We start from the raw sequence: 13,349 nt of genomic DNA on the forward strand, positions 1-13,349 counted from the left end.
CTTACGTCACTTCCTTATAAAAAATAGACCCAAGTCCACTTGAGCCTACACCACTTAAATTATCTAATTTTGTTTTATCGTCTTTTGACATTAATCCATCTTGATTTTGTGTTGCTAATGCTATAACAGCAGTATTAATACCACTACCACTAATTGCAACTTGCTTGTTTATACCACCATCATGACTAATTTCAATACCATTTTGTGTAAAAAATACATGATTTAAATGATTGACACTTTGAATCCCATTACTATCAAACGTTAATGCTTTTGTTGCTGCTGTGACATTATTATTAATTGTCTTATTATCTGATGCACTATTTTGGTTACTTCTTTTATCATTGTACAATTCATTCGTTTTACTAATCGTACTATTTATTTGTGCGCGATATCGATCTTTTTTCTTGTAGTTGCCTAATGTAATATCTTGCTTAACAATCGTATTTTGTTCATCACGAACCGTTTTCACTTCGATAATTCTGATTTTTTCAAAGATATTCATTGAGGTGTCTTTGACTGGTACAACATCACCTACTTGTGCAACTGCGTGTTTAAAGTGCTGTTGCATTAACGTAAAATCTATCGCTAAAGATTGTTTCAATGATTGATCAACTACATTTTTCATTTTGTTTAACAATACATGTTTATCTTTAATTCTACCGTCTTTAATTGGAGGTGCACTATACCTTCCAATCATATTGGCTAAAGGATGTTCATACTCAAGCTTGATGTTAGCATCTTTTAGTTTTGAATTATCAGGAAAATCTGCAAAACCTTTAATATAAGTATAAAAATTATTGCCATCTTCTTCTAATTTAAAATTCAATGCGTTTGTGCCATTTTTTATAAAGTAATCTGCATAATGTTCTACACGATCAAATAAATAAAATGTCTTATTACTTGGATTGTATTTAAATTCTAAATGATACCTATCTAAGCCATTTTTGAAATTTTCTAGTACAGTTGTTCCTTCTCCAGCATTTTGCCATTTCTGTGCATGTACCTTTGTTTCTAATGCATATTGATAACGACTATGTTTAAATATAGCACTAAAATACTCACGTCCTGTTAAACTTCCAGATATATTGTTATATATTATTTCTGATTTTAAATCATCTAGTTGTTTAGCTTTTGCTACAACACTTACTTTAGTAGTCGCAGCATTTGAATCTCTTTGTACAATAGTCACAACATATTGATGTTCATCTGTAGCACCACCTACATGTGTAACAATCCATTTAGCTGCTATAGATTGAGCAACATCTTTTAATTGATCTGTCGCATAAAATTCAAATCTTAATTCACTATCACTATTTAGTTTTTCAGTTAAAGTCGTTGATACTGGCAAGATAAAGGCTTTACCTTCATAATTGATGACTTTAATCATTTTGACACCTACTTTTTATAAAAACGCATGTCAAATTCGACACGTTTAACAGTTTGATTAAAAGAAAAATGGTTAAATCCTGGTATAAATATAGGTAACTCTACATTAGATTTATCGACAATAGATATACCGTTACGGGTAATTGATAAATCACGATATACAATCACATCACCTGGCTTTAATTGGACATTTTTAATCGTCATTACCTTATTCGCGCTTAAAGACCATTTAAATTTTGATGTTGGCTGTCCAATAACGATTGTCACCTTTTTATACATATTAAATTGATCATTAGCAACTGAACCATGATAGTAAATCTTGCCACTACTAACATGATTAAATACATACGTACGTTTACTAGCATCATCGAAATCAAGATCTAACTCAGTCCCCCATAGATTATTAACTTCGTTGTGATGTAGTTGCATGCTAGTACCAGTTGATTGAGCAAAAGGAAGTTCTACCGTCTCAAACTCGAATACGATATTACATTTATTATTTTTTTGACTAGGATTTAAGACGTTGACCAATTTAACATAATACTGATTACCATTCACATAAACATTTTGTTCATTATCGTAAAGCGGGTCACCATTATCACGAATAGCTTGATAATCGTCTTTAATAGTATCTTTAAAACTATAGCTATATTTATTAAATTTTCTAAGCTCACGAATATAAAATGGTTGATTATCTTGAATGATTTCAAAAATAAAATCCCGTTGCATTGCATAATCTACATAATTTTCAGCAATAAAAAAGACAGGTACCACGATTTTACGTTTATGATAAACACTACTAATGAGTTGTCTACCATGAATCCCTTCAAAATCATGATAATTGTCTTTCATTTCTATACCTTCTACTTTAATATCAGAGACAATAATTTGATAATCAGATAAACGAAATGACTGATTATCCTGCTTAATGATTTCTAAATCCAAATTTTATCGCCCCCTTAAAATTCAAATATTGAATGGTTAGTTGCATTAACATCGTTAACAATACTTGTAATCGCGTCATTATCAATGGCCATTTCAACACGTACTGTTTTTACATTAGGACTTTGTTCAATTGTATGTGTGTGTTGGATTTGACTATTAATACTAGCAGTCATATCTTCTATATTGCTACCAATATTACTAATTGTTGGTGCTTCTAACGTTGGATTGAAAACATCAGTCATTCTTTTAGCCACAGAAACAACACTATCAATGGCATTGCCACTATTTTTATCGATACCAATGTATAACCCTTGCATGACATATTTACCAAATTGCTTAAATACTCTAGAAGGAGATTTAATTCCTAACAATCTTTTGGCTGCCTTAATTGCTCCACCCACAACACCTTTGACTTTTTCTATTAATTTTTTACCAAAATTTACAACACCATCTATTAAACCCATAATTAAATCTTTACCAGCTTCTTTAAAACGATTAACAAAATTCTTTACTGCATCTAATGCACTAGATATTTTTTCTTTAATACCATTATAAACAGCGAGCATTTTCTCTTTTACTGTTGACACAATTTCTCTAAATTTAGATGAAATGGTAGACCAAATATTTTGTGCCGTTGATACCACTTTATTATAACCAGCAACGATATTGTCAATAATCGTACCTTTAATAAAGCCCCATACCGTTTGGGCCACATTTACAATCGCATTCCAAATATTGCCTAAAAATGTCATTAATCCATTAAATAATGCGACTGCTGTTGAAACGATTGCATTCCAAATCGCAATAACTGCATTCCTAAAGCCTTCGTTGGTGTTCCATAAATATATAAAAATTGCAACAAGCGCAGCAATAACACCGATAATAATTAATACCGGTGCACTTATTGTCCCAAAAATAACTCCTAAAATTGTCAACACAGTTTGTACAATTCGAATGACTGTTGTAATAATGTTAAAGATATTTATCAATGACATCAAATTAGTAATTAAACTAATTATAAATGGCACAATTGCCGCAAAAATAGGTGCTAAAGCCGAAAACACACTACTTAACATTAAAATAACTCCAATAATTTGGGCAACTATTGGATGCGCTTCAAATAATTTAGCAACAAAGCCTGTAATAGCAATTAAGACATCTAATACCACTGACGCAATAGGTGCCATAGCAATCGCAAAATTCATGACGGCATCAATAATATTACCAATTAATGTTGCTATTTTAGGGGCATTTTCACTAATATATGACATAAATTTATTGAATCCATCTGATTGTCCTATAGACTCCGACCATGTTTTAAAACCATTGGCCATCGTTGCTAATGTTTGTAGTAATCCTGATGAGTTACTACCGAAAATTTTAAATAAATTAATAATACCCATAAAAACATCCGAGAATATTTTTACAATTGTTGGTAAATTTTCTTTGATATAATTTATAAAGTTACTGATACCTTGTTGTGTAGATACTTTATTTGACCATTCTTCAAACTTAGTTCCTAAATTCACTAATTGTTCAGATATATAAACAAATAGAGGGCTAAATTGCGTTAAGATACTCACAAATCCTGAGCCAAATTTACCTACTGCACTCAGCATATTACCAAATACTGTCACACCGTCTGTATTTAGTGCATTGAAAGCATTACGTGCAGTTGTCGAATGATTAACCCAGTCGTTAAACTTTTGTGCATTTTTGGATATTAAATTGGTCACTTCGCTGATAAACGGTTTCAATGCATTAAGCGCACTTGTTACACCTTGCATACCATTGGCCATTGCAGTAAATATTGCATCAGAATTTTGCTGTACAATACCTTGCCATGTTGCCTTCAATGTATTCAAACTACTGTTATAGGCATTTGTTGCACTAGATGCTTGAATTAACCCATCATTTAACATTTTAGTAGCACTTTTAGCCATTAAACCAAATAATACAATACCTGATGTTGCAATACCAACTGCACCAGCAACACCTAACGCAGCACCACCGACAACAGCGAGTGAGTTACCGACTGCAGCAATGACTGGGATTAAACTCGCAATAATAGGTATTAACGCTGAAAACGATGACATTAAAATGCCACGAATGACATTAGAACCTACAACACCTAACGATTTAAAGCCATTAGAAAAGCCATTAAGACGTTGCATGAGTTTAGATCCTTGTGCTGCTAAACCTTTTAATCCTGTCATTGCTTCCTTAGTATTACTTTGTGCTTTGATACGAAATCTATTGGGAATACTTTTCAATACTTTTTTAAATAAGATAAGTTTTGCAATAGCACCAGCTGTATGTACACTCAGTTTAGTCTTTATCGCCTTACCATGTAATTGACGAATCGTTTTCTTTACTTTAGCCACTTTAAACAGAAATAGTTTATCATGTAATTGCATATAACTATTAATTTTTTTGTTATTTAAATGATGCATCAAAGTTTCATATTTGTGTAATTTAAATGTTGCCTTATCTACATTTGCATCAGCAGTGACACTGACAGTTTGGTGATCTAACTGCTTAATTTCTGTCTTAACTTTTTTAAATTTAGTATGAAATAATGAATCATTAATATCCACAACAGAATTGGCACGAACTATATCAATGAAATCTAAAGATTTCCTTAATTTTACTAACTTGGCCTTAGCTTGTTCATCTGCGACATTAACTGAGCTTGATACATTTTTGCCATCAACTTGATCCAATTCACCATCAATTTCAGCAATCTTTGTACTCACTTGATTGATATCAATATCCACATTCGCAATATGCACTTGCTTTTCAAACTTTTTTAATGAAGCTTCAGCTTGCTTTAATGTTGTATTTAGTGCTTTGTCATCAAGTTTTAAAGTGACATCTTTAATTTTTGAGGCTATCTTGTCAAACTTCTCAATTTTTTTAATTGCTGCTTCTATGTCTTTTTTAAATTTAGAGGTATTGGCCTTCAGCTGCGTACTCACTGTATATTCTGAACTCATTCGTATCACCTCCTATTGACTAATTTGCTTATTAATATCAGCAATTACTTCTAATAGAGCGTTTTGTTGTTCATCATCTTCAATTTGATCACCACTAAACACGATATCTTTACCTTGTAATAAACGATAATAATTATATTCATAATCTAAAATATCCTGTACTGATTTAAAGCGATATACTTCTTTTGGTTTTTTATCTGTACCAACATTTTTAGTTGACGCTGCATCTCTAATCGCAAAAGCCAATTTATACATATCATGTTCTTTTCTTAATAATTCAAAATGTAATGCATACATACGATAATTAAACTCTGTGAGTGTCATTTGATTGATATCATCTAAACGTTTGATATTTAGATCAGTCATGCAAATCAAAACGATACGGTCATACGTCATTTTGATGTGATTCGTGGTTTCAGCTTGCTTTACTTGTTCTTGACGAGGTCTTGGGTTAAAGGTTTGTTTCCCAATTCTTCAATAACTAATTTACCGAATTTTTTAAATGAACCATATTCTGCAACAAGATGCTCCAAAATGTGTTCTAATTCATCTTCATTTTTCGGTCTTCCTGTTTGTCCTTTGGTTGTAGCTTTAATAATTTTCGCTATGGCTAGAACGTTCCCACTTTGTAATTTAGGTATTAATTGCTCTAATCCTTCACCTAAGTTAATTTCTCTTACTTCATAACCTAACTCTTTATCAATTGCATTTAATTCACCTAAACCAAATTTTAATTCTAATTCATGTTTACCATTTTTAATTGTAATCATACGTTTCACTCCTATAAAAAAAGCAGGCAACATGTGCCTACTTTTGAATTAATTTATTCTATTATGCTGATGGAACTGCAGTTGTACTAGAAGCACTAGTTGTTGAAGTTGATGCTGTAGGTTGTGGAATGGTCGCTAAACCATCGTCTGCAAAATCAGATTTAACCGTATCATGGAAGCGATAACCTACTTTAGCTAACTGATCTACAACAACTTGTGGAATTGTTGCATAACCACGTTGATATTTATCATGCACTGCAAATTCAACTTCATATTCTTCTACGGAACCAACTTCACCTTTACGTTTAAATTTCTTAAAGCGTCCTTGATGATATTTCGCTTTAAATTTATCACGATTTTCTTTGTCACCAGGCACTTTACTTTCTACTTCCCATACCTCATATGCAATTTTATCTCTGACAGCATCTTCAAATTCATCACATAGAGGATCAGTATAATTTGCCTTAGCAGTTGCTGATAGTGTATTTTCAATCGTACCATCACTTGTATAACTACCGTCCATTGTTTCTTCAGTATCGTAATCATTTTCTAATTCATTTTCAAATTCAGTCATAAACATTAATTTTGACGCATCTGTTTTATCGCCACATTTTCTAAATAAATAAAGTCTGTCTTTACTATTTTTATACATGTAGAAGCCTCCTAACTATAAAATTTCATATTCAACTTGAATAATTGTGTGTAATAATGCTTGTTCTGTAGAATCATCATTTATCGTATTAATATTGAGTTCTAAAAGGCGTACTTGGTAATCTTCAAGTTGTGTTATCGTCGATAATATATTATCAATTTGTACAATGTATTGATCATGTTGACCAACATCTTGATAAGTATTCCATAAATGGATAGCACCTGTAGAAATACCATGATAAGCATTTAACGTATGTTCTGTTCGTTGTAACTTAAATTTATCCAACATAATAAAAGGATAAGGAATCACTTGCATTAAATCTTTAATATCTATGACACTGACGTCAATTTTACTTAGTTCAAGAAACACTTTATCAAATAATAGTTGATTAGGTGTATATGTCATTTACAACTCTCCTTATCCATTTAATAATCGGTTTAAATCATCATGTACACTATTTTTCAAAGCTTGGTACGTTGGAAACATGAACGGCTCTTTAGCCATATATCGTGTCCCATATTCTAAATAACCACTATAATGCGCATTTGAAACGACTTCATAGTGCAAGGGTGCAACTTTATTTACTTCAATTTGACGTGCTAAATTTCCAGTCCAATAACCCTTTTTAAAAGCAGTCTGAGCATTTTTTACAGCTATTTCAACACCTTCATGCGTATTCATTTTTAATATATAATCTACATCGTCATCGATATCATCATGCATTTGTCTCAATTTATTTATTATCCCTTTAGTTCCTGTCACTTTCATGATTGGTAACCTCTTTTAGAAATAATGAAGTACTATTATGATACTGTTTGATTTTAAGAACTTTATATAATTTATCGTGAATGGTTGCGTGTGTTGGTGAGGAACTTATTCGAGTTGATAATCTTGCTATTGCTACATTACTCACTACTTCGCCAAATTCAAGACGTGTTGCTTCAGCATTCAATTCGTTATAGTAGCAAGTTATTTCTGTTTCGTTTTCTTTAATTGATAATCTGCTTTTAGTAATTGGATCATAACGTGTTGACTTATAGTTGAAAATAACAATCCTATCTTGATATCTCATTAATAAAACACGACTTTCCCTTTATGTTGATCTTTATAAAATAAGTTGTTAAGCAACGGTTTATATTGATCAAAATCATTAGATTCATAAGTGTTTGATTTACCATCTTGAGATTCAGATGTCATACCCTCTGCACCTACCCTGTTATAACGCTTAATGGTTACTTCAACGACAATAAATGCGATTTTTTGCGGGATGCCTTCAATCTCATCAGGCAACATTGCCATCAATTCAGCTTTGACATTATCAATGATATGTTGTAATTGAATATCTTGTTTATCATCAGTTAAGCCTATACGTGCTTTAACATTATCTAAAAAATTCATTAGCTATTACCTCGATCTTCTTCAATTACATTGATTGTTAACTTAATTATCTGATCAGGTAAATCAACATGAGTTATTGTTATCTCAGTAGTACCTATTTTAAGCGCATCCATACCAAAAGGATATTCCATACCAAAAGGATATCCTTCATAACTTGCAATAGAAATTATATCAGGATCAGCTACAACAACATTACATGGTCTTGTAGTGTGTCTTGGTTCCAACCCATACATAATATCTCTGTATTTACCAACTACCATTTCTATGACATTAGATTCTTCTACCAAATTAATATATTTAGGTTTAACGTAATGAGTAGTGAATTCTGGTACTTTTACCCTTTCAGATTCAATACCATTAATTTCAAGCACTCCTTCATATGTACCTTCTGGAATTGTTGTATTAATTGGAAGATTATCAATATCAACTTCTAATAAACCATAGGGATAGTATTGCTCGTCTCCATCATGAAATTCAGTTGTTGCAACCACTTCTGTACCTTTATATACTTTTAAAATCTTAGATACCATTAATCAAAACCCCCAATTAACTTTATTTAAAGGATAAAGTAACTCCATTGTAATATGGTGATACCTCAACTAATTGAGGCTTAACTGGGTGTATTACTTTGGTCGCCTTGTTTAATCTTAATTTTGACTACTGCATCAATGTTTTCAGCAAAGATTTGAATTGCTCCAGCTAGTACAGTTTCAGCAGTTAAACGGTTAGCTTGAATATCATGTAATACGCCAATCATGCCTGTTTCATCTGTCACAAGATTAAATGCTTTACCTACTTCACCATTTGGATTTGCATAAGCAATATTTAAGTTTTCAGATGCAGTCATCCATACTTCGCCAGCTGGTACATCTGATAATTCAATGACACGTACCCCAACATAATTTGTTAATAAGCCCATGCCAAATAGTGATCCATTAGACACAATCAATCCATTCGTAATATGTTCAGCAGTATCATCTGGATTAACAAAGGCAATTGGCGTTATATCACTTTCAATAACAGTAGTTAACTTAGCACGTCCTTTAGCTAAAGCACCTTGTAAGTTTTTAGCTGATAATGCTCTTTTAGTAGTATCAATTGAAGTTCCTGCAGCTTGACTTAATGCTGATGCGAAATCTGTTCTGATTTTCTTTTGATAATGTCTAATCAGTTCGTTATCTGTATTATTTACTGCTAAATCAAAACCGTGTGCTTGAATAGCTTCTAACGTTGTCGCTTTACGATATTTGGTATAAGTTAATTCAATCGTATTAACCAATTCACGTTTAACTTTAGTTAATGGAATTTCTTCTCCTTCATTAACTGTTGTCGTAGATGCTTCTTCAACACTAAATTTATACATCTTAATGTTTGAACCAACATTCATTGGTAGCTTATTCGTTACACCTAATACTTCTAATAACTTAACAATGTTATTACCAAATCTATTCGCAAAATCAATAGACTTAGCTTGTCCTAAATCTTGACTAGTAATTTCAGCCATAAGTTTATTCCTCCTAAAAATTATTTAAATAAATTAATGTTCTTTGCAATGGCTTGCTGTCTTTCAACATCATCTTTAATCGCCATAATATCTTGTTTTGATAGGCTAGATTGTTGATAATTTACTGGCGTCTCTTGTCTTAATGCCTTTTCAACATTAGCTTGAACCATTTTGTTTAACAAATTCGCAAAGATATCTACATTTTTCTTTGTTTGTTCAGCATTCTCAGTGACTAAAATATCTAATAAATCTTCGTCAACAACTTCAATACCAGTTTGATTGAGCATTGAACGTGCTTCTTGTTTCATTTGGCTCTTAGCATCTTTTGTTTTATAAGTTTCTAATTCTTTGAGCAATTTCTCATTTTCATATTGTAATTGTTGATCTTTATTCATTTTCGCTAGTTTCTGTGCTTCAGCGATAGCATCTTTAATCTTCTCATCAGTTTTACGTTGCTCACGAGCAACACGCTCCTGAATCAATTTTGTCACTTCTTCTTGCGTAAATGTCTTTTCGGTGATTTGTTGTTTGTCGTCGTTAGTACTAACTTCTGCATTGTGAGATGACTCATTGTGTTGAGTATCATCAAACTGGTGATTAACTTGTTCTGCCATGAGAGCAACCTCCGTTTATAGTCTGTCGACTTATTCCATTACAGCTTTTATAACGTCATCAGTATGTTTTGGACAATAAAAAATAACCTTCACATTGGAAGGTTAAAAAAGCATATAAAAATAGCACCACTTTCTATTTATCTGTGTAGAAAGGATGCTTATTTATTAATTTAATTTTATTAATTACAGACTCATCAATAGAAAAGATTCCATCATCTGTCTCAACATCCATAGAATAATTTCCTGTTTCACTTTCAAATGGATTTTCATAATCTAAAACAAATCCTTGAAATTTTTCATCATTTTTAAGTGTTACAACAACGTTTTTTCGATAAGCATCTTTAATTTTCATTATTATCATTCCTTTTTAAATGTGGCACAATATGTACACCAGTCTTTGAATAATGAACTTTACCATATGGTGTTTTGTAATATTTCCCATTAATATAAGTTTTACCTATTATTTTATTGAAATTAATAATCTCTTTATGATTAAATGACCCTTTGTTAATAATCAAATCACCTTTAGTTGAATGTTTTTTTATAAGATTATTTAACTCTTCATTAGATAGTGTAGTATAGCTTGGTAATTTAGAACCATTTTTCATTGCATACTTCCTATTTCTCTCAAACAGTTCATGCCCTTTTTGATGTCTATTTTGTTTTTCATGGTTTAATTCTAATTTTATTCTACCATCTTTAATCATTTCTAGCATTTCTTTTTTAGCATTTTGTTGTAATTCTTCACTATTAACTTCTAGCTTATACTTACCTCTACGCTCTTTAAAGAATTGGTCGCGCCAATTACCAACATGTGGAACGGTTGTACTGCGACAAAATGGATGCATCGGTGGTGCATTAACACCTGGCATCATATCTTTAACTTTAAATACTTCACCATTTAAACTGTGACATAGTTTAGATGTCTTACTATCTATTTTAGCTACATATTTATATTTAGCATCTTCGCCTAATTCTTTAAGATAAGTGAGCTTTTGAGCCTCTGCTTGCACTCTTGCTGATTCAGTGATTAATAATCTCTTTGCATTAAAGGTTGTTGCATTGGTTTTCTTCTTAAAGGTCGATACAAATTCATTAGGATGCCTGCCTCTTAACACGACATGACTTGTAATACGTTCTACTTCTTTTTGTACTTGTGCCATATCTTTCCACAATCGCTTTGACCATGTAACACCTTTAAAGTTACTATTCACGACTGCTTTAACATGTGTATCATCAATCTTGACATGTTCGCCTAAGATGCCTGCTTGTCGTTTTACTTCTCTATCTACTGCATCAACTAGTTTATCTTCAATCTTATGTTCAATATCAATACCTGAACGCTTAACAATCAAATCTAATTGTTGTTTAAGTAACTTCTCTCGCGAAATATTCATCTTCGTGTTATATGCTTTTAATGCTATATTCGCTTCATCACTAAAGTCTTTAGTTTCAACCAATTTCTTAGCTTGTTGTTGAAAGGCTACAACATCAAATTGATCAGCAACTTTAATAGCTTCTTGCATCACTAAACCTTGAGACTGAGCATATTTAGCATAAAACGCAAGTATTTCTCTAGCTATTTCTGCATACATTAATAAAATAATACGCTCAATATCTGTCATTGCTTTAGCATCTTCTTGTGCTTCTGCATCAATAACATTTTGAGCGCGTGTTAACCAATATTCACTTGTCTCAGTCATTTATATCATTCTTTTCATCCTGAGTTACATGTTCATGTTGTGATTTAAATGCATCTTCATAATGGTCATTATTAGATTCTTCCTGCATTTTTTGTAACTCTTCATTTGGATTATCAATAAATGGTAGTAATGTCATTCTCGTTTGTTCTGAGATACCTCCATTTAGCGCATTAAACGCCTCTATAGACTCCATTAAAGATTTAGGTAGGTTAGGTGTAAACTGAATCGTTATCGTTGAATAATCGTGCTTATAAACGCCTGTAAGGTTAATATTATTAAACAGTAATTTATAACGTTTCATCAATCCTTTTTTGAATAAGCGTTCTTTAATTGCTCTAATCTGTTCTAAACCAAATAATTTATATTTCATTGATTCACCAGACTGAACACCACTAAAGTTTTCATCATTTAAATCAGGAGTATTAGTATATTTATGAATATCTCGTTGTAATCTTGTCTTATAAGCTTCTGTACCATTAGAACTTTCACCTGGCTTAATATGAATCATATTGGCTTGTCTAAATTTAACTGCATCATCGCCATTTAATTCAACATTACCAACTATAGCTAACATTGCATCGTTGATATCAGTCATATAATTAGCTGTATCTGATTGTGCACTATCGTATAAATCAATCAGGGTTAAAACATTTTCAAAATCACCTTGCTTAAAGCGATCATTGAGATATTCAATAATTGGTACTTCGTTATAGTAATGTGACTTTTCTTCACTGATGACTAATTCACCATCTACTTCTTTAAAGTAATAGATTTTTTGTGCCGTATACACTTCTACCATATTAACTTTGTCATTATTATCAGCTGTAATAGTGTAATATCTAACACCAGCTAATACATTTTTATCTAGGGAATAATCATAAATAATAAATGTATTTTTAGGATCTAATACCTTAAATCTATCAATATCTTGTTCATCTCTATAAACAATTTCAAATGCTCTACCATAAATCGATAAATCTAAAGCTAAATCACTATTAATAGCATCCACATCATTGATATCATTCACTTTAATAATTTCTTCATTAGTCTTCTCATCTTTATGAATAATCGTAATTGGATTACCTGTTAGGTAACCAACAATAAAGCGTGATACATATTTAGCATAATTATGAACTGCTCTATGGTCAGCTTTATTCGTCGTATCATTGACTCTTCTTTCAGCTGTTAATATATCTGTATTCCTGTTTAAATAATATGCCTCTAACATCTCTAATCGAGGTACCTGTGTATCTTGATGCTTCTTAACTAAGTATTGTAAGTTATTAGCTTTAAACAATTCATCTAGTTGTACAATATTGAAATCGTCATTAGCATTCTTTGAGAACTTTGTGTTGTTGTTATCTTGGTTGTATATTGTCAT

The 13,349-nt window shown here is 31.6% G+C and carries 16 protein-coding genes; all 16 read right to left on the reverse strand.

Going from position 1 to position 13,349, the window contains the following annotated elements; genetic code table 11:
- Position 1: 1 nt before the first annotated feature.
- The 16 genes from J3R86_RS07330 to J3R86_RS07405 all read right to left on the reverse strand — a co-directional run bounded on the left by J3R86_RS07330 (position 2) and on the right by J3R86_RS07405 (position 13,349).
- Positions 2-1,387, reverse strand: coding sequence for a tail tube TT1 domain-containing protein (locus J3R86_RS07330; RefSeq protein WP_207516757.1), 1,386 nt, complete (start codon positions 1,385-1,387; stop codon positions 2-4).
- Positions 1,388-1,395: 8 nt separating this feature from the next.
- Positions 1,396-2,331: a phage tail domain-containing protein gene (locus tag J3R86_RS07335; RefSeq protein ID WP_207516758.1), complete on the reverse strand. Its 936-nt coding sequence runs from the start codon at positions 2,329-2,331 to the stop codon at positions 1,396-1,398.
- Positions 2,332-2,345: 14 nt separating this feature from the next.
- Complete coding sequence (locus J3R86_RS07340; protein WP_207516760.1) at positions 2,346-5,327, reverse strand: phage tail protein; 2,982 nt, start codon at positions 5,325-5,327, stop codon at positions 2,346-2,348.
- Between the two features lie 12 nt (positions 5,328-5,339).
- Complete coding sequence (locus J3R86_RS07345) at positions 5,340-5,693, reverse strand: hypothetical protein (protein WP_207516761.1); 354 nt, start codon at positions 5,691-5,693, stop codon at positions 5,340-5,342.
- Positions 5,694-5,752: 59 nt separating this feature from the next.
- On the reverse strand, positions 5,753-6,097 hold the full coding sequence (locus tag J3R86_RS07350) for a tail assembly chaperone (protein ID WP_207516762.1): 345 nt from the start codon (positions 6,095-6,097) through the stop codon (positions 5,753-5,755).
- Between the two features lie 61 nt (positions 6,098-6,158).
- A complete protein-coding gene (locus J3R86_RS07355; protein ID WP_002476002.1) occupies positions 6,159-6,749 on the reverse strand; it encodes a phage major tail protein, TP901-1 family in 591 nt (196 codons plus the stop codon).
- A 15-nt stretch (positions 6,750-6,764) separates the two neighbouring features.
- Positions 6,765-7,154: a hypothetical protein gene (locus J3R86_RS07360; RefSeq protein ID WP_207516763.1), complete on the reverse strand. Its 390-nt coding sequence runs from the start codon at positions 7,152-7,154 to the stop codon at positions 6,765-6,767.
- Positions 7,155-7,166: 12 nt separating this feature from the next.
- Positions 7,167-7,517, reverse strand: coding sequence for an HK97-gp10 family putative phage morphogenesis protein (locus J3R86_RS07365; RefSeq protein WP_207516765.1), 351 nt, complete (start codon positions 7,515-7,517; stop codon positions 7,167-7,169).
- The gene (locus tag J3R86_RS07370; RefSeq protein ID WP_207516766.1) at positions 7,498-7,821 is read right to left on the reverse strand and encodes a hypothetical protein; all 324 of its coding nucleotides are present in this window, start codon (positions 7,819-7,821) and stop codon (positions 7,498-7,500) included. The genes J3R86_RS07365 and J3R86_RS07370 overlap by 20 nt, the downstream gene beginning before the upstream one ends.
- Entirely contained in the window at positions 7,821-8,147 is a 327-nt protein-coding gene (locus J3R86_RS07375) for a phage head-tail connector protein (RefSeq protein ID WP_207516768.1), read from the reverse strand. The genes J3R86_RS07370 and J3R86_RS07375 overlap by 1 nt, the downstream gene beginning before the upstream one ends.
- Positions 8,147-8,677 (reverse strand): hypothetical protein, encoded by a 531-nt coding sequence (locus J3R86_RS07380; RefSeq protein ID WP_207516770.1) that lies wholly within the window; start codon positions 8,675-8,677, stop codon positions 8,147-8,149. Before J3R86_RS07380 ends, J3R86_RS07375 begins: the two co-directional genes overlap by 1 nt.
- A gap of 80 nt (positions 8,678-8,757) precedes the next feature.
- Positions 8,758-9,651 (reverse strand): capsid protein, encoded by an 894-nt coding sequence (locus J3R86_RS07385; protein ID WP_207516771.1) that lies wholly within the window; start codon positions 9,649-9,651, stop codon positions 8,758-8,760.
- A gap of 20 nt (positions 9,652-9,671) precedes the next feature.
- A complete protein-coding gene (locus J3R86_RS07390; RefSeq protein WP_207516772.1) occupies positions 9,672-10,265 on the reverse strand; it encodes a DUF4355 domain-containing protein in 594 nt (197 codons plus the stop codon).
- A 133-nt stretch (positions 10,266-10,398) separates the two neighbouring features.
- Positions 10,399-10,617: a hypothetical protein gene (locus J3R86_RS07395; RefSeq protein WP_207516773.1), complete on the reverse strand. Its 219-nt coding sequence runs from the start codon at positions 10,615-10,617 to the stop codon at positions 10,399-10,401.
- On the reverse strand, positions 10,607-11,968 hold the full coding sequence (locus tag J3R86_RS07400; protein WP_207516774.1) for a minor capsid protein: 1,362 nt from the start codon (positions 11,966-11,968) through the stop codon (positions 10,607-10,609). Before J3R86_RS07400 ends, J3R86_RS07395 begins: the two co-directional genes overlap by 11 nt.
- Entirely contained in the window at positions 11,961-13,349 is a 1,389-nt protein-coding gene (locus tag J3R86_RS07405) for a phage portal protein (protein WP_207516775.1), read from the reverse strand. The genes J3R86_RS07400 and J3R86_RS07405 overlap by 8 nt, the downstream gene beginning before the upstream one ends.

The organism is Staphylococcus simiae (genome assembly GCF_017357005.1).
Taxonomy (GTDB): domain Bacteria; phylum Bacillota; class Bacilli; order Staphylococcales; family Staphylococcaceae; genus Staphylococcus; species Staphylococcus simiae_A.

Bases quoted from the DNA above. Each gene is read 5' to 3' on its own strand.
- J3R86_RS07365 (WP_207516765.1), bottom strand. From the start codon at position 7,517: ATGAAAGTGACAGGAACTAAAGGGATAATAAATAAATTGAGACAAATG.
- J3R86_RS07400 (WP_207516774.1), bottom strand. From the start codon at position 11,968: ATGACTGAGACAAGTGAATATTGGTTAACACGCGCTCAAAATGTTATT.
- J3R86_RS07395 (WP_207516773.1), bottom strand. From the start codon at position 10,617: ATGAAAATTAAAGATGCTTATCGAAAAAACGTTGTTGTAACACTTAAA.
- J3R86_RS07345 (WP_207516761.1), bottom strand. From the start codon at position 5,693: ATGACTGATCTAAATATCAAACGTTTAGATGATATCAATCAAATGACA.
- J3R86_RS07385 (WP_207516771.1), bottom strand. From the start codon at position 9,651: ATGGCTGAAATTACTAGTCAAGATTTAGGACAAGCTAAGTCTATTGAT.
- J3R86_RS07330 (WP_207516757.1), bottom strand. From the start codon at position 1,387: ATGATTAAAGTCATCAATTATGAAGGTAAAGCCTTTATCTTGCCAGTA.
- J3R86_RS07370 (WP_207516766.1), bottom strand. From the start codon at position 7,821: ATGAGATATCAAGATAGGATTGTTATTTTCAACTATAAGTCAACACGT.
- J3R86_RS07405 (WP_207516775.1), bottom strand. From the start codon at position 13,349: ATGACAATATACAACCAAGATAACAACAACACAAAGTTCTCAAAGAAT.
- J3R86_RS07360 (WP_207516763.1), bottom strand. From the start codon at position 7,154: ATGACATATACACCTAATCAACTATTATTTGATAAAGTGTTTCTTGAA.
- J3R86_RS07350 (WP_207516762.1), bottom strand. From the start codon at position 6,097: ATGATTACAATTAAAAATGGTAAACATGAATTAGAATTAAAATTTGGT.
- J3R86_RS07380 (WP_207516770.1), bottom strand. From the start codon at position 8,677: ATGGTATCTAAGATTTTAAAAGTATATAAAGGTACAGAAGTGGTTGCA.
- J3R86_RS07390 (WP_207516772.1), bottom strand. From the start codon at position 10,265: ATGGCAGAACAAGTTAATCACCAGTTTGATGATACTCAACACAATGAG.
- J3R86_RS07355 (WP_002476002.1), bottom strand. From the start codon at position 6,749: ATGTATAAAAATAGTAAAGACAGACTTTATTTATTTAGAAAATGTGGC.
- J3R86_RS07340 (WP_207516760.1), bottom strand. From the start codon at position 5,327: ATGAGTTCAGAATATACAGTGAGTACGCAGCTGAAGGCCAATACCTCT.
- J3R86_RS07375 (WP_207516768.1), bottom strand. From the start codon at position 8,147: ATGAATTTTTTAGATAATGTTAAAGCACGTATAGGCTTAACTGATGAT.